Origin of the sequence: Bifidobacterium erythrocebi, from assembly GCF_012932675.1 — a bacterium.
Lineage (GTDB): Bacteria > Actinomycetota > Actinomycetes > Actinomycetales > Bifidobacteriaceae > Bifidobacterium > Bifidobacterium erythrocebi.
Map to the genome: position 1 here is coordinate 23,590 of NZ_JAAIIF010000010.1, position 24,017 is coordinate 47,606.

Below are 24,017 nucleotides of genomic sequence, written 5' to 3' on the forward strand. Positions count from 1 at the left end.
GCACCGTCAACGAGGAAGGAGTCGATAATGGCCGGCACCGATACGAACGTCACCGCAGCAGCCGATCCGTCACTGTGGTGGAAGCAGGCCGTGGTCTACCAGGTCTACCCGCGTTCCTTCAAGGACACCACGGGATCCGGCCTGGGCGACATCGCAGGAGTCACCAGCAAGGTTCCCTATCTCAAGAAGCTGGGCGTGGACGCCATCTGGCTGAGCCCCTTCTATCCCTCCCAGCTCGCCGACGGCGGCTACGACGTGGACGACTACCGCAACGTGGACCCGAAGCTCGGCACCATGGACGATTTCGACGAACTGGCCAAAACAGCCCACGCGGCAGGCATCAAGATCGTGGTGGACATCGTGCCCAACCATTCGTCCAACCAGCATGAGTGGTTCAAGGCCGCCGTGGCCGCAGGGCCCGGCTCCCCCGAACGCGACCGCTACATCTTCCGCGACGGTCGCGGCCCCAACGGCGACCTGCCGCCGACCGATTGGATCGCCAGCTTCGGCGGATCGGCCTGGACCCGCGTGCCCGACGGCCAGTGGTATCTGCACATGTTCACCGAGGAGCAGCCGGACTGGAACTGGAAGAACCCCGACGTGCACGCCGATTTCATCAAGACGCTGCGCTTCTGGCTCGACCACGGCGCCGACGGCTTCCGCGTGGACGTGGCGCATGGTCTGGCCAAGGATCTGGATCGTGATGATCTCGACAACTTCAAGATCATCGGCGACGAGATGTCCGTCACGGACGGCACCCACCCGCTCTACGACCGCAACGAAGTGCACGACATCTACCGCGAATGGCGCAAGGTGTTCAACGAGTACGATCCGCCCGCATTCGCCGTGGCCGAAGCCTGGGTGCACCCGTCCCGCCAGTACCTGTACGCTTCCCCCGACGAACTCGGCCAGGTCTTCAACTTCGAATTCGCCAAGATGGACTGGATCCGAGACAGCTTCCACACCGCCATCGAGGAAGGTCTGGACGCGGCCGAACGCGCCGGCTCCACCTCGACATGGGTGATGAGCAACCATGATGTTCCCCGCCATGTGTCCCGTTACGGACTGCCGCAGGTGCCCGCCTCATCGCACCACCAGCTGGCCAAGGACTGGCTGCTGCGCGATGGCACGAGCTACACCGAGGATCGGGAGAAGGGTTCCCGTCGTGCTCGCGCCGCCATTCTGATGGAGCTTGCGCTGCCCGGATCCGCCTACGTGTACCAGGGCGAGGAACTCGGACTTCCCGAAGTGGCCGACATCCCATGGGACAAGCTGGAGGATCCGACCGCGTTCCACCGCGTGCGCAACCAGTCGGAAAAGGGACGCGACGGCTGCCGCGTGCCGCTGCCATGGACGGCCGCGGATTCCAGCACGGACGGCGGCTCCTTCGGATTCTCCCCCGCGATCAAGGCACCCGGTGCCGGCGTAACGGCCAACGAGGCCGGCCAGCCCGCCGAACAGCCGCACCTGCCGCAGCCGGCATGGTTCGCCGACTACGCCGCGGACAAGGAAGACGCCGACCCGGATTCCATGCTCAACCTGTACCGCAAGGCACTGGAGCTGCGCCATACGCTGATGCCCGAAGACACCTCGCTGACCTGGCTCGAAGAGGACCGCCCCTCCGATCTGCCGGACGGCGCCGACGGACAGCACGGCGGCGTGATCGCCTACCGCCGTTCCAACGGCTGGGCGTCCATCACCAACTTCAGCATCACCCCGGCCGACCTGCCGGAGGGCAGGATCCTGCTGGCATCCTCGCCGCTCACCAGCGACGGACGCCTGCCACAGGACGCCACCGTCTGGATGTCGCTCGACTGACGTACCGACGTACCCCGACCCCGCCCCACGCACCCTCCGGCATGGGGCGGCCACACAACCCCCACACGGAGGGACCCCGAGGATCGGGCACCGCAACGACGCATGCCCGACCTCACCCCCATGGAGACAACGACCGTCTCCATATATCACTCCCCTTATCGGGAAAAAGGAAAAGGAGAACACAATGAACCGCAATATCACCAGGATCGTCGCCGTGGCGGCATCCCTCGCCATGGGCTTCTCGCTCGCCGGCTGCGGCAGCAACAGCGCCGACTCGGACAAAGGCCATGTGTACTTCATGAACAACAAGGCCGAAGTGGTCGACCAGTACAAGGAGCTCGCCTCCATGTACACCAAGAAGACCGGCGTGAAGGTCGACGTGCAGACCGGCGCCGCCGGCACCTACGACGCGACCATGACCTCCGAACTGGCCAAGTCCAACGCCCCGACCATGTTCAACGTGTCCGGATTCGACCAGTTCGCCAAGTACCAGAAGTACGTGGAGCCGTTGCAGGACACCGAGGTGTTCAAGATGCTCAACGATGAGGGCAAGGCCTACTCCTACACCATCGACGGCAAGTCCTATACCCTGCCGTACGCGGCCGAATGGTACGGCATCATCTACAACAAGAAGATCATCAAGGACTACTGTGCCAAGGATTATGCGGTGATCTCCAGCGCCGATGACATCAAGGACTACAAGACCCTGAAGGCCGTCGCCCAGTCCATCCAGCAGCACAAGGACGATCTCGGCCTCGACGGTGCCTTCGCCACCCCGGGTCTCGACTCGTCCGACGCCTACCGCTTCACCGCGCACATGGCGCGCCTGCCGCTGTACTACGAGTACAAGGACATGAACACCACGTTCTCCAAGACCATCAAGGGCACGTACCTCAACCAGTACAAGGACCTGTTCGACCTTGAACTGAAGAACAGCCCGACCGAATCCGGCCTGATCAGCTCCAAGACCTACGATGACGTCACCTCCGAATTCGCCCTGGGCAAGGTGGCCTTCTACCCGAACGGCGTGTGGGCATACTCCCAGATCAAGAACAACGAGGTGGCCGACGACGACCTCGGCATGCTGCCCTACTACATGGGCATCAAGGGCGAGGAGAACAGCGGCCCCGCAGGCGTGTACGACGCCAGCTGGGCGGTGAATAAGAACGCCTCCGAGAAGGACAAGAAGGCCACGCTCGACTTCATCAAGTGGATGGTCACCGATGACAGCGCCAAGAAGATCCTCTCCCAGGACATGGGCTTCTCCGTGCCGTTCACCACCTTCACCGACAAGTACCAGCCGGACAACCCGCTGACCAAGGCCGCACGCGCCTACACCGACGCCGGCAAGACCGAAGTGCGCAGCTTCACCATTCCGGACCAGAAGTGGCAGGACGACATCGCCTCCGCACTGATCGAATACGCGCAGGGCACCGGCAAGTGGGACAAGGTCAAGTCCGCATTCGTGGACGGCTGGGCCACCGAATGGGCCAACAATGAGGACTCGCTGGGATCCGTGCCGGAAGCGCAGAAGTTCGACGCGAAGTGAGGTTGTGAGGTTGCGCTAATCGAGTGATTGGACGAATGAGCGACTGAGTGATTAGTCCGGCGGATAGTTCAGGGCCCCGATACCGTTTGGGTATCGGGGCTTTGGCATGCTCGTACAGACTCGTGCGTTTTGCAATCAAGTTTCCGGAAGAGAGCGCGGGCTGTGCTGGGAGCAAATCCCAGTTAAGGAATAGCCCAGTAATCTTCCATTACTTTTCTTTTAACTGTCCTAAAGCCGTGCTCCAAAAGACTCGCTCGACAACACGGACCCGGAACGCTGGAATCGGATCCTCGCGGTCAACCTGACCGCCGATTTCCTGACCATCAAGCAGACCGTCAAACGCATGAGGACGCAGCATTACAGGCGCATCGTCAACGTGTCGCCCATCACCGCGAAGCACAGCGGCGGACAGCCGTACGTCATCGCCCGCGCGATCGCGTTCCTCGCCGATCCCGAGTTCGGCTTTCATCAAAGGTGAGGTCATATCCGATCAGAAGAGCAAGCGGGGCTCTTCTGCATCATCGTTGAGAACTGTCCCGACATCGTTTCTTGCCGGTCAGCGCGCAGTCTAGAGTTTCACTGGTATTAGATGCTGATGCCGACTGCGCGGTAGCCGGGCAGAAACATCATCTTACCGAAATAACGAAATTAACTTATAGCCCAAGATTCATATCAATATTGCCTATGAAACATAGATTAGCCAAGAATACGACACGCTTAAGCATCAAGCGATGCTGGATCTGTCTAATGAAAATGTCAAACTATAAGTAGACATTACTTAGCATGAGATCCAACATATAGTGGGGAGCGATGATGAACACGCTGGTTGAGGAAGCCACACTCCAGTTTCTTCAGGAATCCAGGGGGCTGTTCGATAGCCTGCCGATGTTTGGCGTGGATGCAGCAGACCTCTTCCTTCAGGTCGAATCAGACCACACCTCCATTTCCGAACTGCATAAAGAACCGGAGTGGCGAAGGGTCTACACCCTGTTGATCAAGAAAAACAAGAAAAATCCCTCCTGGTGGCGTACTCCGCTTGGAAATTACACAGCCCGGCATATGCCGATCGAAAACGAAACAATTACCAAGGCGGAAGCCGCAAAAATACTGGGCGTGAAAAACGCCACAGTAGCCACTCTCGTTCGACGCGGCACATTGCGTTCCGATGACGGCAATCCGTTCCTCTCTGATGTACTGGAACGCATGCTCTCCCCAAAAAGGGCAGGGCGTCCCCGAGCCAAAACAAATGGATCCCAGACATCCGCCGGACTGTCCAATGGCCGAGTGAAACCTATCTTGAAGTGGGCCGGTGGCAAATCCCAAATGCTTGACGTTCTTCTCCCGAAGGTTCCGACGCATTACGGCAAATACATCGAACCGTTCTTCGGCGGAGGAGCGCTGTTCTTTGCGATTCAACCCGCGAACGCCGTGATCGCGGACAGCAATCCCGAACTTGTGAACCTATATACACAAGTAAGAGATCATGTCGAAGAAGTGATCGCCATTCTGACTGGATACAAAAACGAGCAGGAGCAGTTTCTCAAGGTTCGTGCGCTGGATTGGACCAAACTAGCCCCAATAAATGCGGCAGCGCGCACGATCTATCTGAACAAAACCTGCTTCAATGGTCTGTATCGTGTCAATCGCAGGGGACAGTTCAACACCCCATTCGGGAAATACAAGAACCCGAAAATCTGCGACGCGCAGGCTCTGCGTGAAGCCTCCAAAGCGCTCCAGAATGCCACGATTGTCTGCGGCGACTATGCCACCGTCCTCGCCGAATACGCCGAACCAGACGATTTCGTATTCCTGGACCCGCCGTACATCCCGATTTCCGAATACTCGGATTTCAAGCGCTACACGAAGAAGCAATTTGAGATTTCCGATCATTCACGGCTTGCGGTTGAGTTCACGCGTCTGCATTCGCTGGGGTGTCATCTTCTGCTGACCAACTCGAACCATCCGCTAGTCCATGACCTATATGGACAATACGAGATTCAAGTCATTCCGACAAAACGTTCTGTAGCTTGCAAGGCAAGCAGCCGCAATGGAGAGGACACGCTGGTTGTTGCCGAGCCGACCCCCAAGGCCCTGACAGCAGCACCGACGGAAAGGCAAATCCTATCCAAGCAAGTCGAGCTATATCCGCCAACCCGTTTCATGGGTTCCAAGCAGAAATTGCTCGCTGATCTATGGAACGTGGCATCTCGATTCAATTTCAACTCGGTCGTGGACTTGTTCTCCGGCTCAGGCATCGTCAGCTACATGTTCAAAGCACAAGGCAAACAGGTCATAAGCAACGACTACATGGCCATGAGCGCTACTTTCACTAAGGCCCTGGTGGAAAATCAATGCATGACGCTGCCTTTACGAGAAGCAAAGGCCCTGTTGGAAGACTGCCCGACTGACAATTTCGTGTCAGATACCTTCAAAGGGCTGTACTACACGGACGAGGAAAACCACCTGATCGACGTTCTTCGCACACATATCAAAGACATCGAAGATCCCTATAAAAAGGCCATAGCTATGACCGCGCTGATTCGTGCCTGCACGAAAAAACGCCCCCGTGGGATCTTCACCTACACCGGACACCGGTATGATGACGGACGCAAGGATTTGAAGAAAACGCTCACAGAACAATTCCTTGAAGCCATCGAAGCGGTGAACAACGCGGTCTTCGATAACCATCAGCAGAACAAGTCCATTCGTGGCGACGCATTGCTGCTGGAGGCGAATCATCCCGACCTCGTATACATGGATCCCCCGTATTATTCGCCATTGTCGGATAACGAATACGTACGGCGTTACCACTTCGTCGAGGGACTGGCCTGCGACTGGCAAGGCGTTACGATGCAGGAACACACCAAAACCAAGAAATTCAAGTCCTACCCGACCCCATTCTCCTCCCGAACGGGAGCCGCAGAAGCTTTTGACAAGCTGATCGAACGGTTCAAGGACAGCATCCTTATCATCTCGTACTCGTCCAACAGTCAGCCGACAAAAGAAGAAATGCTGGAAATCCTTGGCCGATACAAGCGGAACGTCGAGGTCGTCCCCGTCAATTACCGCTACTCAATCGGCACTCAGCATAAGGCAAACCGCAACAAAGTCGAAGAATACTTCTTCCTTGGCTGGTAGTCGCACACATTGAACGAACGATGCCCATGACGTCAAACTGATTGTAGACTGAGGTCATGGGCAAACCAATAACAATCTGGCAACTAGGCAACACTGGACTGCGCAATCCGATGCGCATCTGGGAAGGCCTGAAACTGTTCGCCGAATCCCCGTTCAACGGAAACCTGCGAGGAGACAACGAGGAACGATTCCAAACACTGCTCAACCACGCAGGCCTGGTCAATTCAACCGGCGCAGCAGAGGACACCAGCAGCTACGCGAGAAAATGGCGGTTGATGTTCGGCCGTTTCGGGTTCATCTATCCACAAGTCAAAAAGAAGGACGGCAACCAGGAGGATCTAGGCCCCCTTGACCTAATAACACCATTCGGTGAGACCTTCCTCAAGGCTGACACCTATCCCGCGCAACAGGAATGTTTCCTACGTTCGCTGAGCCTTGAACAGACTAAAGTCTCAGGAAATCTCGGATTCTTCTCCCCACTGAGATGGATATTGGCAATGATGCTGGAACTTGAAAAGCGTACAGGCACCAGCGAAATCAGCCGAATTGAATTCTCGCTATGGGGCCATACCACAGACCCCAGCTATGATATCGATGATGTCGTAGATCACATCATCGATCTGCGAGAGCGCCGCAAGAAGGCAACAGCCAAACGTAGGTTCGACGCCGAGGAAATCAAGAAACGCGGCCAGGATTACAGCAAGAAGAGCGATAATTTCACTGATTATAGCGACATGAACATGCGCTACCTTCGCATCAGTGGAATCGTCCAAAGAAAAGGGCGAGGACTTATCATCGTTCCCGCCAAACATTTCCTAGCGGAAAAACTGGCCAAGACAACATTGAGCCGCCGCCCAGTCATGGACGTATACAAGGAGCTCTGCCATGGCGCATCCCTACCTATGGACGATCTTGGAACTGCCAAGGCCTTGCTTCTCGATACGGAAGCACAGCTGAAGAAGAACCACGTATATTACGATCTCAGCGACCGTCCGGTATCGACAGTACCTGAGATCAATGCCGCACGCCTCTATCTCGAAGAGCTCTGGCAGAAAACCGACGAAACCATCTACGCGGCCAAACAGCCTGAACAATGGCAGGAAATTTCTGACTACATGACGCTGCTTATCAAAGGCGGCGGCAAGAAGATCGATGATTCAGACGAAGACAAAGGCATCGAAGTACCAAAGGACGAGACCCCGGCATATCTTGAATGGGTATTATGGCGTGCCGCACTTGCCTTCGGAAACCTTGTCAACCATCCCAGCGATATGCGAGGATTCCGATTGGACTCGGACTTCCTCCCCGTATCAGCAGCAGGCGGCGGACGAGGGGATCTATATTGCGAGTATGACAAATTCACTATCCTGACCGAGGTCACGATGTCCAGAGGATCTCGACAGGAATCCATGGAGGGTGAGCCCGTTAGACGTCATGTCTCCGACGCAGTGCTGAAGTATGGCAAGAATAACATCCCCGTATACGGACTGTTCATCGCAATCAAAATCGATACCAACACCGCAGAGACCTTCCGCCATGGCATATGGTATGCAAAAGACGATGTCAAACAACGACTCGATATACTGCCCCTGACACTTGCACAATTCCAGAAATGCTTCATTGCCCTATTCCAGAGCAACGAGACTGCCAAACACGAAAAAATCAAAGAACTGATAGAAACGTGCGAAGCCCAAAGGGATCTCATGGAGGCGCCTGCATGGAAGAAGTATATCGAACAAGCAGTGGGGAAAACCATACTAAAGTAAGGGTATTCAGCTCAAAGTGGCCAACGCCATGTTTGTCGGTCGCTGCCGGTCAGTACACAAGTTCCCGCTTGCTCGCACTTTAAGCATCGATAAATAGCGAACCGCCCTGTGCCCATCATCGCAGCGATTTGATTCACTGTTGCTGAATGTGACTCGTACAGCCGCTGTACCTCATCGACCTGTTTCTCATCTAGTTTCAACGGACGATCGTCCTTCCGACCACAGGCATGTGCGGCTTCGAGTCTTACCTACGTGCGTTCGCGAATCAGGTCGCATTCGAACCGTGCGAAGTTCCAAAGATGTTGAACATGAGCATTCCTTCGGGCATGCTCATGTCAATCAATTCAGTCAGGGAACAGAAACACTCCCCCTCTTATTGAACATGGTCATCAGATCGATCAGATTCTGCATGCTCCAGTTGAGACGGTCCAGCTTCCACACCGCCACGGCGTCTCCCCGCGTAGGAGGTCGAGCATGTGGTCGAGCTCGGAGTGGTGGGCCTTAGCTCCGGACGTCATGCCGGTGAAGTTCCTATCGCAGTCGGTTCTCTCCAGGACATCCCTCCGGAGGTCTATGGCCTGATCGCCGGTGATGGCCCTCGCGTATCCGTAGATCATGCTCACCATGCATCCGAACATATTGATACCCGTCAAAAGCCTGAAATTTCGGAACATTGATTACGAGATGGGCTTTGAAACGTTTCCCAACAGAGCATCAAGGATATCTTCCCCGGCCTAGACCCCGTCCCCGAAACCTCCGTTTGTGGTACATCTCACACTGCGATGTCACAGCCCCCGGGACCGATACATGCTCGACAACCGCCCAGTCAGCTTCGGATTTCTCTAGCTCTCCAGGTCGTCATCCGTCGAATCGTAGGCGGAAAAGGCCCCGGCGACTTCCTCGAACAGATCCGCAGGCGAGACCTGGCAGGCGATCGCAAGATTGTAAAGGGTGGGGAGCGACGGGAAGTTATATCCGTTCTCAATGTTCGCCAAACTCTTCTCGCTGATCCAATCAGCACGAAGACCCGAAGATACTGCATCAAGGATGAAATCGGATCTCGATGGTCTTATGTCTATCAGATCAAGGCGGTGATGCTTGATGATCGCGCCCACACGCCGCAACGCGGGATTCAGATCCTTTTTCCGTACTGTCATGCCATTCATCATAATACTAAGGGTAACCAAGGTTCCAAAACACCACCAAGGTTCCATTGTAAGATCTTGCGATGTGATTATGATGGTAATCGTCTTCATCAAAAGATGACAGACGGGCACCGATCAAAAGACCGGCTCCCAGCTCCTTCGAGAAAGGAAGCAAATTGAAGGAACGATTCCATATCCACACCATGCGCACCGTGAAATCACCGTCCGACTCCAACGTGACGACCTATTTCATCTGGGTCAACATGCGCGACCTCCCGGCGAACATCCCGACCGACGTGAACCCTCGCAAGCCCAACATGAAGACCATGACGGCGAAGAAGCTCCTCGACGCCGTGTCTGGCACGGATCCATACTTTGACATCCACAACCGTGGCATCGTCATCCTCGCGAAGAGCGTGAAGCTCGATGCAGCAAACAGCATGCTGGATCTTGATCTCGATGACGACACGTCGCGCTACGGGATCCTCGACGGAGGCCACACATACAGGGCAATCATGGACCGCCGCGATGCCATCCCGTCCGACATCGACAAATTCGTCAAACTTGAGGTCTTCGTCGGCGAGGATCTCGACGTGGCGGCCCTGTCCGACGCTCGCAACACGTCCGTGCAGGTCAGTGACATTGCGCTGTTCAACCTGGAGGACCGATTCGACTTCATCAAGAAAGCCATCGCGGACCAGCCCTATGGCGACAACATCGCGTACAAGGATAACGACAGCGGAAAGACCACGCCGGTCTCGGAACTGCTCAAGCTCATGTACGCGTTCAACATCGACCGTTTCGGGGACGCCCTGTCGGTACCGATCGCCTCGTACACCGGTAAGGCCGCGGTGTTCAAGGACTACCGGAAGGAATGGGACGACCATCACACCGAGGATGGGTCGCACCCGTCGGAGGACAACATCTACCTGCAGCTCTCCCGAGTACTCCCCACCCTCGTGGCCCTGTACGAGAGGATCCAGGAGGACATGCCACGCAAGTTCAGGGACTACAAGCTTGCGGTCGGCCTACAGAAAGGAAACTTCGGCAACCTCCGCGGCGTGGAGAAGCGGGAAGGAAAGGCGAAAACTCTCTTCACGCAGACGACCATCGACTACGACGTCTCCGCGGGATATATCATGCCGATCTTCGGCGCGTTCCGCGCGCTGCTCTCGAAGGACAAGGACGGGCATGGCGTCGAGTGGGAGCTTGACCCTCTCGAGATGTGGGACACGGTCGGCATGGCCTTGGTCCAGAACACGTTCGACACGGAGACCAACCCCATCGCCGCCGGCAGGATGAAGACGCTGTGGCAGTCCAATTACCGCATCGTGGAGGGCGAAAAGACCAAGAAGCTCCTCCAGAAGCTGATGAGCAAACAGAGGTAGCGGACTACACACTGGGCGGGTGAATGAACCGGACAAACTGATATGTCCCACGGAAGAGACATCTGGCCCTTCCCCCAGCCGAACCGACTGGCATATACCATCAAACCCACTCGATATATCTCCGGTGGACCGATCTGTGCGCGGCCTAGCTAGGCCGCGCACAGATCGAATTCAAACCGCCGTGAACATAAACATGATCCATTGACAATATCAACAAAATTGACAATATCAACAAATCTACTACGAAAGGAAACCATCATAGAGATCCTATCATTTCTGGCCACAGTGCTAACAGCCATAACGGCACTCTTAGGGTTCTTCAAGACACTCCCTGATCTCAGAACGTTAAGCATCTCCCGTATAGACTCGGAATTCGAAAAACTCAAAAAACTGGAGTCGCACCTGGGGCGGGACGAGGAAGCGGCCGTTCATCTGCAACGGAAGCTTCTTACCGATAGGGCCGCAGAAAACCTCCATCGTAGTATCTACGTGCAATGGGGATGTCCAAGCCGATCGCATTGGGATGCGGCTGTATATCGAGCTGCCTCTTTGGATTTGAGATCGGACTGGCCACTGTATTAGGCTGGCTGTTTTTTGTCTATTCCCAAAGGAACGATGACATGGTTTCTTTTGGTCTGCTCATGGGTTTCCTCGCAGTCCTGTTGACAATGGGACTGACTGTAGCGACCGGCAACTGGATAAACGCCCACATAGCGTTGAATCGCCAGTTCCGTCTCGATATGCAGGACCGTTCTCACAACATGAAAGGCGAAACGGATGCTTCGCTGCAGAAAGCGATGGACAAGTCCTTCGATCATTTAGCTGAATACGAACGCAGAAAATCCAAGTGGAAGATTCTCTGCGCCATCGAATGGTTCCTGATCACCTTTCTCCTGCTTGCCTACGCTTGTATCACAAATGGACTAATTCCCGTCCAACCCTTCATGGACCTCTTTGGGCTCAGCAAAGAAGGCGCTTTGAACCGACTTAGCGAAATCACGGTATGCGCATTCTTGGTTTCATTCGTCGCTGCCTACATTACAGCCATCCGCGTGCTGCTCCTCTCGCCCGATAAGAAGGACAAAGATAAGACTAAGGCGAAGGCAACGAAGCGCCATCAGGACGATGCCAACTCCGGCTCCAATGATGACCGGTCGGTATCCAAGTCCCTTCATACTCAAGCACAGGGGATACGCATCTGCATTGAACACTGTCGGTCCTGATCGGCATGAGTCATTCGCGGCCATTCACATATGGGGAGGGAATCAACATGGAGATCCGTTAGTAACGGTTTCACAAAAGGCCATGTCGATTTCCTCCCCATATATAGTCGCCCGTCTCTATGCACATTATGCCATCCGATCGTCTTCGACCTCGTCGTATTGATCGAAATCGCGACAGGGAAGGCCGTCCCTGAGATCGAGTATATTTCATCAAATCGAGATGGACATGTGGAAGTAATGTCGTATCGGTCGGAAGGCAAATCCAGCGGAATTTCCTCGATATTGCCGTCGTAGCCGAACAGCTTGATAACCGTTGGATTGACTGCCACGGTTTTCGCTTCGCTCAAATCCTGCCAGAGCATCCTGTCTCCCATGTACTCCGTGACGGTGTACGTGTCGAATGTCTGGCTCAGGTAGACCTTTCGTCCGTTCCTAAAACCAGTGATTGCGTAGTCGCGAATATTCTTCTTCGTGTGACGTGCCATTTCGGCCTCCTTTTGTCTTGCGTCGTTCCATGGTCACAACCGCTTACATGCGTCCCGGGGGGGCAACACGCCGCGTTGGTTTCCAGACGCGTATATGCGTCCCCGCTAATCACGGAGATTTGAGATATTCAGGAAAGACCTTTGGCCCCGAACAAGGCGATATGGCAATATGCGAGAAGCGGATATGGCACCTCGGCAATCCAATCACCGGCAAATCGCGACAGGATAGGGCTGGATTTGTCCCGAACAACATGAGATCCGGTAGCCGTATGCAAAACGCGACAGAACAGTAGCGAAACCGTCGCGAAATGGCATGAATCGTGGCGGCCATCTGAATTTTGCGACAGAACGGTGGGGAAATTGTCGCGAAATGACATGAAATCACGTCTGCACAGACAAAATGCGACAGGACAGGCCGCAGTTTGTCGCGAAATGACATGAAATCACGTCTGCACAGACAAAACGCGACAGGACAGGCCACAATTTGTCGCGAAATGACATGAGTTGCTGTTGGCATCGGTAAAACACGACAAGACACGACTGAATTTGTCGTGAAGCAGCATGGCTAAACGGCATCTGACGAACCGCAAAAAACGCATAGCGGGGCACATCAGCCGTGAAGACAATCCCGCATCCTTAGCCAATACAACAAAGGGCTTGGCATCCCGCAACGGAATGCCAAGCCCCGAATCAAACTACAGGCCGCTACAACGCGACCGGGTCGGCTCGCAACCGACCCATACCCGGCTCACAGCGTGGGCAGCCAACGACCCAGACGATCGAGCCCTTCCTTAAGCGCCTCCTGGGAGGCGGCATAGCTCAGCCGCACATGCGTATCGGCCGTGGCCGCGCCGAAATCACGCCCCGGCGTCAACGCCACATGAGCCTCGGCCAAAGCACGCTCGCAGAACGTCCACGCATCCAGACCGGTGGAACTGATGTTGAAATACGCATAGAACGCGCCATTCGGCTCCACCTCCACCGGCAGTCCGATGCGCTTGAGCCCATCGACCACGATGCGGCGACGGGTCAGCAACTCCTGGCGGCGGCGCTCGCATTCGTCCAGGCTTTCCTTGGTGAAGCAGGCGAGCGCGGCATGCTGCGTGGGGGTGTGCGCACACAGGTAGTAGTTGGTGGCCAGATCGTCCACCGCCTTGAGCACGTCGTCGTCATCGGGCATGACGGCCCAGCCGAGACGCCAACCGGTCATGCCGAAGAACTTGGAGAAGCTGTTGCAGACGATTGCGCCGTCGTCGCATTCCAGCACGGACTTGACTTCGCTGCCGTCCGGCTCGCGATCAGCCAGATCGAGGTAGGTTTCGTCCACGATGCGCCACATGCCGTGTTCGCGCGCATAGTCGCACACGCTCTTGAGCACGTTGAAGTCGATGGTGGTGCCGGTGGGGTTGGACGGCGAGGTGATCATGACCGCCTTGGTGCGGTCGGTGTGGTATTGGGCGACGAGTTCCGGTGTGAGGTGGAAGCGGGTGGCGGCGGAAGTGGGCACGTCCACCACGGTTCCTTCGAAGCTTTTCACCAGTTCGCGGTTGCAGGGGTATGAGGGGTCTGCGATGAGCACTTCGTCACCGGAGTCGACGGTGAGCGCGGTGGCGAGCAGCAGTGCCGCCGAACCGCCGGAGGTGATGACGATGCGCTTGGGGTCGATGCTCAGACCGTGGCGTTCCTGGTAGAAATCCGCGATGGCGCGGCGCAGTTCCGGCAATCCCATGGCCGCGGTGTATGGCAGGGCGCGACCGTCGTACTGTTCGCGCATGGCGTCGCGGACTGCCGGCGGAGCCCCGAAATCAGGTTCGCCGAGGCTGAGTTTCACGACATCGATGCCATCGGCGATCATCCGATCGGCTTGCTCTCCGAACACCATGGCGCGGAAGGGCTGCACCTCGCGGGCGCGACGGGACATAACAGGCTGCATTGCTTCGTTCATACTCTCGTTGTAATCATATGGTGCGACACGGCGCTACTTTCCGCTACTCCCCCACTGTTTCCTTGCTGCCCCCTGCCGCTTCCGGCACCTTCGGCATGATGCGATCCAATCGCAGGACTTCGTACAATGGATGCATCAATCGTCATGGATTCACCTATGAGCAAGGAGGAACACATGAGCAGGATGAACGGCAGACGCGACAAGGCGGAGCGGACCGGCAGGAAGGTGAATGTCGCCATTCTGGGTGCCGGTTCGATTGCGAACACCATGGCCACGACGCTGGTGAAGATGGCTGCGGATGACAGGTATTCCGGCTGGATTCACCCGTATGCCGTGGCGGCGCGCGACGCCGACCGTGCCGAGGCGTTCGCCGCGAAATACGGCTTCGACAAGGCCTATGGTTCCTACGAGAGCATGGTCGCGGACGATGACGTCGACTTGGTGTATATCGCCACGCCGCATAATTTCCACGCCGAACAGGCGATCATGTGCCTGAAGGGCGGCCGGAACGTGTTGGTGGAAAAGGCCTTCACCGCCAATACCGCGCAGGCGCGTGAACTGCTCGATGTGGCGGCGCAGACGAACCTGCTTGCCACGGAGGCGATCTGGACACGCTACCAGCCGAGCCGCGATCTCATCAACGAACTGGTGCGCAGCGGGGAGCTGGGCACCATACGTTCGGTGCGCGCCGAGCTGAGCTATGAGCCGCATGGGCGCGACCGCATCACGAACCCGAATCTTGCCGGAGGCGCGTTGCTCGATGTGGGCGTGTATGCGCTGAACTTCATCGATATGGCCGTGGGTGCCGACCATGGCCGTTCCATCGCGGATTTTTCCACCACGATGGTGCCGTACAGCACCGGTGTCGATGCGACGAACGCCACGGTGCTGACCTATGACGACGGTCTGCTGGCCACCGCGACCAGTTCCAGGGCCGTGGCTTCGGACCGCTCCGGCGTGATCTGCGGCGACAATGGCTATGCCGTGGTGACGAACATCAACAATCCCGAACGCATCGACGTGTACAACACGGATCATTCGCTTCGCCACAGCATCGCGGTTCCCGAGCAGCTTACCGGCTACGAGTACGAGGTCGCCTCGGCCGCCAACGCGATTCTCGACGGCAGGACGGAATGCCCGGAAATGCCCCATGCGGATACGCTGCGCATCATGGAGCTCATGGACGAGATCCGTGGGCGGTGGGGATTGCAGTATCCCTTCGAGTAGACGCGGGTCAAGTAAACATTGGCCAAGCAAAAGCCGACTACCCCGGCCTGGCGTACCACCCGAAGTTCGGATGGTACGCCGGGCAACGGGTCAGTCGTCGTCCGATGATTCCGGTACACCGGCGCTCAGTTCCGCGATGATGTCCTCCCTGGATTTCATCGCGGCATGCAGTTCGCGCCGCGCTTCGTCGGCTTCGCTCACGTAGTAGAGGGTGGCGTCGATGGCTTCCAACGGCACGCCTTCGATTTCGGCAAGCAGCAGCCGGTACATGTCGAGCTGGATGAGCTTGCGTGCGATGTCGCCGCTCGTTGTCGGACGATGACCCGTCTTCCAATCGACGATGGTGAACCGTTTCGTGCTGTCGTCCGGGTCGAGGCCGCCGAGGAACACGGCGTCCAGTTTGCCGTTGACCACCTGGCCGTTCAGATCGCTTATGGATACGACGATCTGGCGTTCCGCCCATGCCGGCACGCGGTCGGCCCAAACCGACGAGGCAAGGCGTCGCTCCCATTCCAGGATGGTGGACGAATCCTTGTTCCGCTGGCTTGTTCCCTGATCAGCTGTCCGATCCGCCTCCTGGACTGCCGCCATGGCCTTGTCCAGTTCCCGCAGCATGCCTTCGCGCGATTCGCCGCTTTCCTCCGGGTGCACCGCGTTCATGAACCGTTCCGCCCACGCGTGGAACTGCGTGCCGGCCGAGGCCGACGGCGAGGCCACCGATGGGATCGGACGGATGACGCCACGCCAGTAGCGTGCCTCGTCGCGACTGTTCAGGCCGCCGGCGAGCGCCTGCAGTCCGGTCACGCTTTGCCGCGTGCCGGCCATGACGCGGCGTGCCTTCCGCTTCACTGCCGCGTCCAGGGCCTTTCCTTCGAGCACGCCGGTCATCAGGTCCTTGTCTTCCACCAGCATGCGGGCCTTGTCGTAGAGCGTGTGCCCGTTTGCCACGGATGCCTGTGGATTGGCGTTCTGCGTGTTGTCTTGCATATCATCTTGCGCGCTGCCTTGCGCATCACGCGATTGCGTCGATTCGTCTGCATCGCCGCCGTCGATGGTCCGTCGCACCTGCCGTGCGCTTGAACGCAGTCTGCCTTCCACGCCTTGGCTGAGATGTGCCGGCCAGGGCAGGCTCGCCTGCGTATCACGAGCCTCGGGCTCCTCCTGCCATGCCGTTCCGACGACCGCATCCTCGTATTCGCGGGCCTGATCGCCCACGAAATACCCGTCCGGCAGCGATATGCCATCGTCTTGTTCCGCCGGCAGGTTGGATGGGGTCTGTGCGATGTCGTTGCGGATGCGCAGCGAATCGTATACCTCCTGCCAGAAGACCGATGGCTTGGTCATCTTCGGCTTGGCACCCAGCACGCGCGGGTCGCGGCCTTCCTCACCGTTCTGGCAGTAGGTGAGCAGCAGGTCGTTGCGGGCTCGGGTCAGCGCCACGTATGCCAGCCGGCGTTCGTCGCAATGGTAGCGGCGACCGTATTCCTCGGCCTGCGTGAGGTACAGGGAGTCGGGGTCCATGGATCCGATCTCGCTGTCGAAGGCGCGCAGCGTGCCGTAGACCTCGTCGTCGATGGTTTCCGGGCCGTCCAGCAGTTTCAGCGACTCGATCGGGTCCGCGCCGACCGGGGCGTCATGCGGAAAGCGAGGCAGGATGCCAGCGTCCGCTCGTACCGGGACGGGAACCGCGTCGACTTTCGTCAGCCATGATTTGGCGGTTTCCTGGTATTCCGGTGCCTCCCATACGTCGTCGCGCCACCCGCCGGGGTGCCGTTCGTCGGCTTTGACGGCCAGGGAATCACCCTGCTTGCTGGGGAATACGCCGTCGGAAAGCTCCACTACGGCCACGGCGTCCCATTCCAATCCCTTGGACTGGTGGATCGTCATCAGTTCCACGTCGGCACCGCTGTCCGCGTTCAGGGTGGAGGTCTCGTCCTCGATGGTGCGCAGCGTGTCCGCCCAGGCCATGAAGCCGCGTAGGGTCGGGGCCTGGCCTGCCGAGATCTCCGACAGGTAGGTGTCGACCAGGTCGATGATGGTTTCCATGGGGATACGCGCGACGGTGGGGTTCACCGTGGCACCGCCGTGCAATGCCTGGGCGACCACGGCATCCACGTCGAGTTCCAATGCCTGCACCGCGGCACGCACCACGTCGGACAGAGGCCTGCCGACCGCGTCGCATACCTTGTGCAGCACGGTTCCGGCGCGGACAAGCGCCTTTCTGCTCCGGTCGTCGATGCGCGCGCAATGTTCCAACCGTTCGTTCAGATCGTCCCGCAGCAGCAGGTCGGCGACGAACACGCTGTTGATCACGCTGTCGCGATGCTCGCGGACCAGCGCATCCCATTGGCCGCGCGGGGCATCGGGCGGCACGATGCCCGCCGTGGCCAGCGCACGGTACTGGGCTTCGAGATTGAGGGTGCTTGCGATGCCGGCGAGCGCGCTCAACGCCTCGCTTCCCAAGCCGAAACGCGGTGTGGCGAGCAGACGCATCAGCGAGGCGCTGTCGCTGTGGTCGCAGGCCACGCGCAGCAGCGAGAACACGTCGCGCACTTCCGGGCGTTCGAGCATCGCGGAGTATCCGACGGCGACGGCGGTCAGTCCCGACTGTTCCAATGCCTGCTGGAACAGCGGCATTTTCGCCTTGGATCGGAACAGCACCGCCACGGTGCCGGCGCGCTTGCCGTCCTTGTCGGTGCGGGTGTTGCGTGCGATGGCCTCGTGGCAGAATCGCACCACGCCGTCGATCTCCTGCCCCAGCGTCTCGTAGCCGAGCACGCCGACGGTTCCGGTCGGGGCGCTGTCCAGCGGGGCGAGTTCGTCCACGTCCACTTCCCGCATCGGCGAGCTGCTGGGTCTGCTCGGCGTGCCGCGCAACGGCATGGTGAGGTTGTTCGCGGCTTCGAGCACCAGCTTCGAATTGCGGCGGGTGACGCTCAGCGAGTAGGGTTTGCGGTCGGCCGGAAGGTGGAAGTCGTTCTGGAACATGCGGAATGCGCCGGGGCTTGCGCCTCGCCACGCGTAGATCGACTGGAACGGGTCGCCCACCGCACTCACCGCGGTGCCGCCGCCTTGGAACAGGGTGGCGATGAGCGCCGCCTGCGTGGTGGAGGTGTCCTGGTATTCGTCGAGCAACACGTGGCTGAACCGCCGGCGGTAGCGTGCGCCTATGGAGGGGAACCGGGTGACGAGCTGGTATGCGGCGATGGTGAAATCGCTGAATTCCGCCATATTGAGCCGTTTCTTCTCCGCGGCGTAGGCTTCCACCAGGTCGAGCATCACGTTGCGCTGTTCCGCGGTCGTGGCGAGCGATGCGCAGGTGTAGACGCATGCCTCGTGCGCGTCGCGCTGGTATCCGGCGACTTTTTTCTCCCAGCTTTCGTCCGTGTCCTTCTTGAGTCGCTTGATGTGTTTGAGTTTCACTGCCTTGTCGGGCACCTGCTCGCCGTCTATGACGGCATGCGCCTGGCCGATGAAGGCGTCGTCCCATGCGCGCACCCGCGCAATGGCCGTGTTCATGTCGGCAACCTCCCCGCCGATCATGGAGCTGGCGATGGCGTCGCTCAGCGCCCGCACCTTCGCGGTGACCTGGCTGAACGATCCCAGATCCTTGCCGCGCAGCATGTCCATGTGCTCTTCGACCGTGTTGGATGCCAATTGCAGCGCCCCGGCGTCGCTCAGCGGTTGCGTGTTCTGGTCGAATCCCACCAGAAGGCCGTATTGGCGCACGATGGATTGGAAGAACGCGTCGTAGGTGAACACCGCTGGTTTGAGGAACATGCGTTCCTGGTCGCCTTCGTCGGCGAGCACCGCGGCGGAGACTCGGGACAGCAGCTCGCCCGCGGCCTTACGGGTGAAGGTGAGGCCGAGAATGCGTTCCGGGGCCACGCCGTGTTCGATCAGCGACACGATGCGGCGCGTCATGGTGTAGGTCTTGCCGGATCCCGCGCCGGCGACCACGAGCACGTCGTCGCCGACCGGAGCGCCTATGACCCTGGCCTGTTCGGGACTGTCTGTGAATGTGCTCATGCCTGCCTCGTTTCGAATACGGTGTCGATCTGGCCCGCGCATGCCGGGCATATGTCGGTCATGCGGCAATGCCCCTTATGCTGCTTGGTGGGGTGTGCGACGATGACGTGCGAACGGCTTGCCGCGGCCGCGTAGAACACGCGTGCGATCATGGTCAGCGACCACATGGCCTGGGTGCCGTTCCATGAGAGGAATCCCTGCCATGCGTTCTCGTCGACCGCATCCAACGTGTCCGGCTTGTCCGCCGGCAATGCCGGGATATCAGTGAACTTGTCGAGACGCGGGTAGTGATCGCGCGCGGTGAAGCCTTCGGCGTTCAACGCCCCGCCGAGCAGCAATGGCGGCTGGAAGGCGCTTTCGGGCGAATAGCTGGTCGCCGGCGCGGCGTCATCCTGCACATAGAACAGGGCGCTTTGCGCGATGCGAGGCGCTGCGCCGCCGCGACCATGTTCGGGGAACGCGAGTCCCAGCTGATAGCAGACCAGCTGCAGATCGTTGAAGATCTCCCCGAGCTGGCGTTTGCGGCCGGTCTTGTAGTCGATGAGGCGGATGGCCTGACTGCCGTCCCTCAAGCGTCTGGTCTCCTTGCGGTCGATCCTGCCGGACAGTCTCACCGTCAGGTCCTCGCACATGTCTTCCGGCCAGCCGCCGACCAATGCCCCCATGAGCTGCATCAGCGCGGTCCTGCCGATGGCGTTCATGTCGGGCAGCGCGTTGTAGGCAGCAAGGATATCGTCAAGGCCGAAACGCGCGGAGAATTCCTCCTCGCATGAGGCGCTTTCCAATACGCCGATGTCGAACTTCCCCGCGTTCTTGTTGAGATAGTCGCTTCCGTTGCTTTCCACGAAATACGATGCGAGATTGTGCAGGGTCGATTCGGCCTGTTCGTCCTTGAGCATGGCGGCGTACCGTTCGGACGCCTTGGCGATGCTGCTGAAATCGGGCTTGATCGCATCATAGATGTCGACGAGACGATGGGCGACCGTGTCCACCTTGCTTTCGACGGACGAGTCCGCCACGGCTCCCGGAAGATCGAGACCTTCCTCGCTGCCCTTCTGGGCGACGGCGTGGATGAGCGTGCCGAAGCTTGTGGCGGCCGAGCCGATGCGCGGCCCGGCGAACCGGTTCTCCATCAGCCAGCACACCGGGCATGCCCAGAGGTTGTCCACGGCGGACGGCGACAGCGTGACCACCGGGTGACCGTTTTCCATGGTTTCCTCGACCGTTCTCGTCGTAATGCCGGCATCGGGCGTCTTCGATTCGTCGTTGCCCTGGGCCTGGCTCGCGTCATTCAGGAACGGCCAGTTGTCGGGGTCCGCGATATCGACGCCGTATTCGGCAAGCAGCGCCAGCGTTCTGCGGGCGTCTCGCGCCTGCGGCGAATCCTCGGGATAACGCGCGAGCGTCACGCGGGCCTGCGTGACCAGGCCGCGCGGATCGGTGTCCAGACCGGCGAATTCGCCGCCATCCTCGTCCGTGCCCACCGTGGCGAACACCGTCTCGCCGGCATCGCGCGGGCAATGCTCGGGCATGTACCCGTACATGAAATCCGATGGCGTGGAATCGTCGTTCAGCACCGCGCTGACCATGACCGACGTTCCGCGGGTAAGCGCCACCAGGAAGCTCTTCTCCTCGCTGGCGAGAACCGTCTCAAGGCGCGCGTCATGCGTGAAATCGCCGGCCTGCGCACCATCCGTACCATGCAGCACCACGTCGGCAAGATCCTCGCCGCCGAACAGTGTGGCGCGTTCCGCAAGGTTCGGCCACACGTCCTGTTGCACGGCGGGAATCCACACCTGCGACCAGTGCCGTCCGGCGGCACCCGCCGGGGTGGTCAGCGTCACGGCCTGTTCCACCGGTCCGGTCTTGGCCAGGGAGTCGGCTTCGATCTCCATGGAACGCACCTGGTCGATGAAGCCCACGATGTCCGTTCCGACCATGCCGCCCTGCGCGTATTGGAACAGTCTCATGGCCGCGTCGAGCCTGTCGTTGGCGGCACGCCCCTCCGGGGTGTTCGACAGCGCCATGCGCTGCCAGTTCTCGGCCACGCCGGTAACGTCCCATGCAAGAGCCAGCACGAACTGGGGCTCCCTCGACGGCAAGGCGCGCATGCCTTCCGCCACACGGTCGATCAGACGGAACACCCTTTGGAACGCCTTGAGATGCGGGCCACCGCCGACGACGCTGCCGATCACGCCCAGCACGTCGGCGCACGGCGCCTCCTTGGCATCCAGCGCGAGCATGGCGTATTGGGCCAGCACGGTGCAGGCCACGGGCCGACCGCCACCATCATCATTGCCCTTGCCGCCATCGGCGTTGGGGCTGGTTCCGTCGGCCACGTCGGCGACTTGGATCGTCACCTCATGCTCGGACTGCCGCTTGACGTTCTGCAGATCGTTCCATTCGCGGACGATGCGCGCCAGGTCACTGCCTTCGCTATCGTCGCCCTCTTTCTCGTTGCGCTTGTCGCCATTTGCGCAGCTGACGCCTTCTGCCGAAGACGAATCTGCGGAATCGGCAGCACCCGCGGAATCGGCGGAACCTGCGGTCACGCCGTCGAGTCCGGCCAGCGATTCCAACGAGTTCATGGCGGATTCGATGGGTTCGATGCGAGCGGGAGCGCCCTCACCGGGTTTGCTTCCGGTGGTGACCAGCGCGCTGCCCATCAGTGCGCAGATGCGCGTGCGGGCGAACGCGCCGATGTTTTCCAAACTCATATCGGTGCCATCGACCCCCTGTTCGCGCAGCCGGGCCAATTCGATCAACGCGAACAGTCCCTGCACGAAAGGCTCCGACTTGAGCGGTCTGGTCACCGAGGAATACCTGACCGGCACGCCGTCGCGGCGCAACCGTTCGCCGAATTGACGCACGGTGGCGTTGTCGTGCGCGATGACGGCCATGTCGTTCCATTCGGATCCCCGGTCGAGATGGGAGCGTTTGATGCGCCATACCACGTCGTCGAGTTCTTCGCGTGGGGAACGGTATATGGCGGTTCGCAGCGAATCGTCGGCTTGCTTCGTTGTGGAGATGGGCCATGCCCCTTGGTATGCGGGCATTTTGCCCGGTCTGCGCGGTATGGGCAGCGGGTTCGGTTCGCTGGATGCGATGGATAGCGATACGCGTGCGGCCACGAGCGTCCGCTGATCCGGGGCCTGGGTGCCGGCATCCTGTGCATCGCCCAGTTCGATGAGCTGCGCCTGCAACGCGCCCTGCCGCGCACGGTCGAACAGGTATTCGGGGTAGGATCCGCGGAACGTCTGCACGGATTCGTCGGGATTGCCGGTGAGCATGATGCGCACTCCCCTGCCGTGCAGCGTCTCGATGAATCGCAGGCCGGCAAGCGTGGTGTCCTGGAAGTCGTCGACGATCAGCATGTCCGGCACCGTGCCGTCGAACCGGGAGTCGGCGCTTTCGCCGGATTCCCGTTCCAATGCCGCCGCGCCTTCGACCAGCAGTTTGGAGGCGTCCAATCGGTATTCGTCCGGATACTTGTTTGCCAGCGCCTGCGCGTATTCGTCGCGCAGCGCGAAGGCGAGACGCCATTGCACCGTCATGCGTTCCGCATCGCGCCAATCGTCCTGCGGCAGGTGGCGCGGGGCGTCGAGTAGCTCGCTTTCGCGTTCCTGCTTCACGCCCAGCTCGTCCATACGTGCCAGCATGTCCCTCAGCTGGCCGACGAACGAGGGGGAAATGCCGTTTTCGAGCATCGCCGCGGTGGTCGAGGATTCCGTACCGTCGACGTGCAGGCCCGGAGCGACGGCACCGTCCCAATCATCCTGGGCGAAGTAGTATCTCAGCAGACGGCAGGTGTCGCACAGGTCGCCGCTGACCGCATGCCCCAGATGCACGGCGAGCACCTGCCTGAGCAGCGCGTCCTGTTCGGCGCCGTTGAGCAGCTTGGGTGTCGGCAGTTTGCTAAAGGACCTGTCGGCGGCGATGATGCGGAACGCGAGTGCGGACAGCGTGGTGACGGGCCTGGCTTGGGCGAGGGCGCCAAGCTCGCGGATGGCCATGTCGGAAAGCTTGCTGCCGAGGGTGCGGTTGGGCACACACATGACGGCGCCGTTGTCGCCGAATCTGCGCAACGCGTCCAGCAGCGTCCGGTAAGCCAACGTCGTTTTTCCGGCTCCCGGCATGCCGGCGATCAGCAGCGGCTTCGCTGCCGTCCCCGTCATCAGCGTTTCGATTGCGTTCGTTGCATTCCCTGAATCACCCATGCTTTCCAGACTAACCGCATGCGGCTGGTGCCGACCGCCGGTTTGCGGATCGTGGGTGCCGTCTCGTCGCGTGTTCCAACGGATGAG

Annotated in this window: 15 protein-coding genes; 7 read left to right on the top strand and 8 right to left on the bottom strand. The window is 59.3% G+C overall.

What is annotated here, in order from left to right:
* Positions 1 to 27: 27 nt before the first annotated feature.
* Entirely contained in the window at positions 28 to 1,818 is a 1,791-nt protein-coding gene (locus G1C98_RS06945; protein WP_169080524.1) for a glycoside hydrolase family 13 protein, read from the top strand.
* Positions 1,819 to 2,002: 184 nt separating this feature from the next.
* Entirely contained in the window at positions 2,003 to 3,367 is a 1,365-nt protein-coding gene (locus tag G1C98_RS06950) for an ABC transporter substrate-binding protein (RefSeq protein ID WP_169080525.1), read from the top strand.
* Positions 3,368 to 3,575: 208 nt separating this feature from the next.
* Here G1C98_RS06950 and G1C98_RS06955 read toward each other — a convergent pair whose 3' ends face one another.
* Positions 3,576 to 3,839 carry a hypothetical protein gene (locus G1C98_RS06955; RefSeq protein ID WP_169080526.1) on the bottom strand — a complete coding sequence of 88 codons (264 nt, stop codon included), beginning with the start codon at positions 3,837 to 3,839 and terminating at the stop codon, positions 3,576 to 3,578.
* Between the two features lie 338 nt (positions 3,840 to 4,177).
* Here G1C98_RS06955 and G1C98_RS06960 point away from each other — a divergent pair, with 338 nt between their 5' ends.
* Positions 4,178 to 6,505, top strand: a complete 2,328-nt coding sequence (locus G1C98_RS06960; protein ID WP_205831936.1) for a Dam family site-specific DNA-(adenine-N6)-methyltransferase — start codon at positions 4,178 to 4,180, stop codon at positions 6,503 to 6,505.
* Positions 6,506 to 6,561: 56 nt separating this feature from the next.
* Positions 6,562 to 8,271 carry an AlwI family type II restriction endonuclease gene (locus tag G1C98_RS06965; RefSeq protein ID WP_169080527.1) on the top strand — a complete coding sequence of 570 codons (1,710 nt, stop codon included), beginning with the start codon at positions 6,562 to 6,564 and terminating at the stop codon, positions 8,269 to 8,271.
* Between the two features lie 11 nt (positions 8,272 to 8,282).
* Here the strand turns inward: G1C98_RS06965 and G1C98_RS09545 are convergent, their stop codons facing one another.
* From G1C98_RS09545 to G1C98_RS06980, 3 genes are all read right to left on the bottom strand, one after another.
* Positions 8,283 to 8,471 carry a hypothetical protein gene (locus tag G1C98_RS09545; RefSeq protein ID WP_169080528.1) on the bottom strand — a complete coding sequence of 63 codons (189 nt, stop codon included), beginning with the start codon at positions 8,469 to 8,471 and terminating at the stop codon, positions 8,283 to 8,285.
* 198 nt (positions 8,472 to 8,669) lie between these two features.
* Positions 8,670 to 8,897, bottom strand: a complete 228-nt coding sequence (locus G1C98_RS06975) for a recombinase family protein (RefSeq protein ID WP_169080529.1) — start codon at positions 8,895 to 8,897, stop codon at positions 8,670 to 8,672.
* A gap of 216 nt (positions 8,898 to 9,113) precedes the next feature.
* Complete coding sequence (locus G1C98_RS06980) at positions 9,114 to 9,440, bottom strand: helix-turn-helix domain-containing protein (protein WP_205831937.1); 327 nt, start codon at positions 9,438 to 9,440, stop codon at positions 9,114 to 9,116.
* 152 nt (positions 9,441 to 9,592) lie between these two features.
* Between G1C98_RS06980 and G1C98_RS06985 the strand changes: the two genes are divergently transcribed.
* Positions 9,593 to 10,804, top strand: a complete 1,212-nt coding sequence (locus G1C98_RS06985; RefSeq protein WP_205831938.1) for an AIPR family protein — start codon at positions 9,593 to 9,595, stop codon at positions 10,802 to 10,804.
* Positions 10,805 to 11,298: 494 nt separating this feature from the next.
* A complete protein-coding gene (locus G1C98_RS06990; protein ID WP_169080530.1) occupies positions 11,299 to 12,027 on the top strand; it encodes a hypothetical protein in 729 nt (242 codons plus the stop codon).
* Here G1C98_RS06990 and G1C98_RS06995 read toward each other — a convergent pair.
* Positions 11,982 to 12,512, bottom strand: coding sequence for a hypothetical protein (locus G1C98_RS06995; protein ID WP_169080531.1), 531 nt, complete (start codon positions 12,510 to 12,512; stop codon positions 11,982 to 11,984). The genes G1C98_RS06990 and G1C98_RS06995 overlap by 46 nt on opposite strands.
* Positions 12,513 to 13,260: 748 nt before the next feature.
* On the bottom strand, positions 13,261 to 14,433 hold the full coding sequence (locus tag G1C98_RS07000) for a pyridoxal phosphate-dependent aminotransferase (RefSeq protein WP_205831939.1): 1,173 nt from the start codon (positions 14,431 to 14,433) through the stop codon (positions 13,261 to 13,263).
* A 198-nt stretch (positions 14,434 to 14,631) separates the two neighbouring features.
* Between G1C98_RS07000 and G1C98_RS07005 the strand changes: the two genes are divergently transcribed.
* Positions 14,632 to 15,684, top strand: coding sequence for a Gfo/Idh/MocA family protein (locus tag G1C98_RS07005; protein ID WP_169080533.1), 1,053 nt, complete (start codon positions 14,632 to 14,634; stop codon positions 15,682 to 15,684).
* A gap of 90 nt (positions 15,685 to 15,774) precedes the next feature.
* On the opposite strand, the gene G1C98_RS07010 is transcribed toward G1C98_RS07005, so the two are convergent.
* On the bottom strand, positions 15,775 to 19,713 hold the full coding sequence (locus G1C98_RS07010) for an ATP-dependent DNA helicase (RefSeq protein ID WP_169080534.1): 3,939 nt from the start codon (positions 19,711 to 19,713) through the stop codon (positions 15,775 to 15,777).
* Positions 19,710 to 23,888 carry a PD-(D/E)XK nuclease family protein gene (locus G1C98_RS07015; protein ID WP_240944955.1) on the bottom strand — a complete coding sequence of 1,393 codons (4,179 nt, stop codon included), beginning with the start codon at positions 23,886 to 23,888 and terminating at the stop codon, positions 19,710 to 19,712. The genes G1C98_RS07010 and G1C98_RS07015 overlap by 4 nt, the downstream gene beginning before the upstream one ends.
* Positions 23,889 to 24,017 lie beyond the last annotated feature (129 nt).

Bases quoted from the DNA above. Each gene is read 5' to 3' on its own strand.
- G1C98_RS06980 (WP_205831937.1), bottom strand. From the start codon at position 9,440: ATGATGAATGGCATGACAGTACGGAAAAAGGATCTGAATCCCGCGTTG.
- G1C98_RS06945 (WP_169080524.1), top strand. From the start codon at position 28: ATGGCCGGCACCGATACGAACGTCACCGCAGCAGCCGATCCGTCACTG.
- G1C98_RS06995 (WP_169080531.1), bottom strand. From the start codon at position 12,512: ATGGCACGTCACACGAAGAAGAATATTCGCGACTACGCAATCACTGGT.
- G1C98_RS06960 (WP_205831936.1), top strand. From the start codon at position 4,178: ATGATGAACACGCTGGTTGAGGAAGCCACACTCCAGTTTCTTCAGGAA.
- G1C98_RS06990 (WP_169080530.1), top strand. From the start codon at position 11,299: ATGGGGATGTCCAAGCCGATCGCATTGGGATGCGGCTGTATATCGAGC.
- G1C98_RS06975 (WP_169080529.1), bottom strand. From the start codon at position 8,897: ATGGTGAGCATGATCTACGGATACGCGAGGGCCATCACCGGCGATCAG.
- G1C98_RS07005 (WP_169080533.1), top strand. From the start codon at position 14,632: ATGAGCAGGATGAACGGCAGACGCGACAAGGCGGAGCGGACCGGCAGG.
- G1C98_RS07010 (WP_169080534.1), bottom strand. From the start codon at position 19,713: ATGAGCACATTCACAGACAGTCCCGAACAGGCCAGGGTCATAGGCGCT.
- G1C98_RS06950 (WP_169080525.1), top strand. From the start codon at position 2,003: ATGAACCGCAATATCACCAGGATCGTCGCCGTGGCGGCATCCCTCGCC.
- G1C98_RS07000 (WP_205831939.1), bottom strand. From the start codon at position 14,433: ATGTCCCGTCGCGCCCGCGAGGTGCAGCCCTTCCGCGCCATGGTGTTC.
- G1C98_RS06965 (WP_169080527.1), top strand. From the start codon at position 6,562: ATGGGCAAACCAATAACAATCTGGCAACTAGGCAACACTGGACTGCGC.
- G1C98_RS07015 (WP_240944955.1), bottom strand. From the start codon at position 23,888: ATGACGGGGACGGCAGCGAAGCCGCTGCTGATCGCCGGCATGCCGGGA.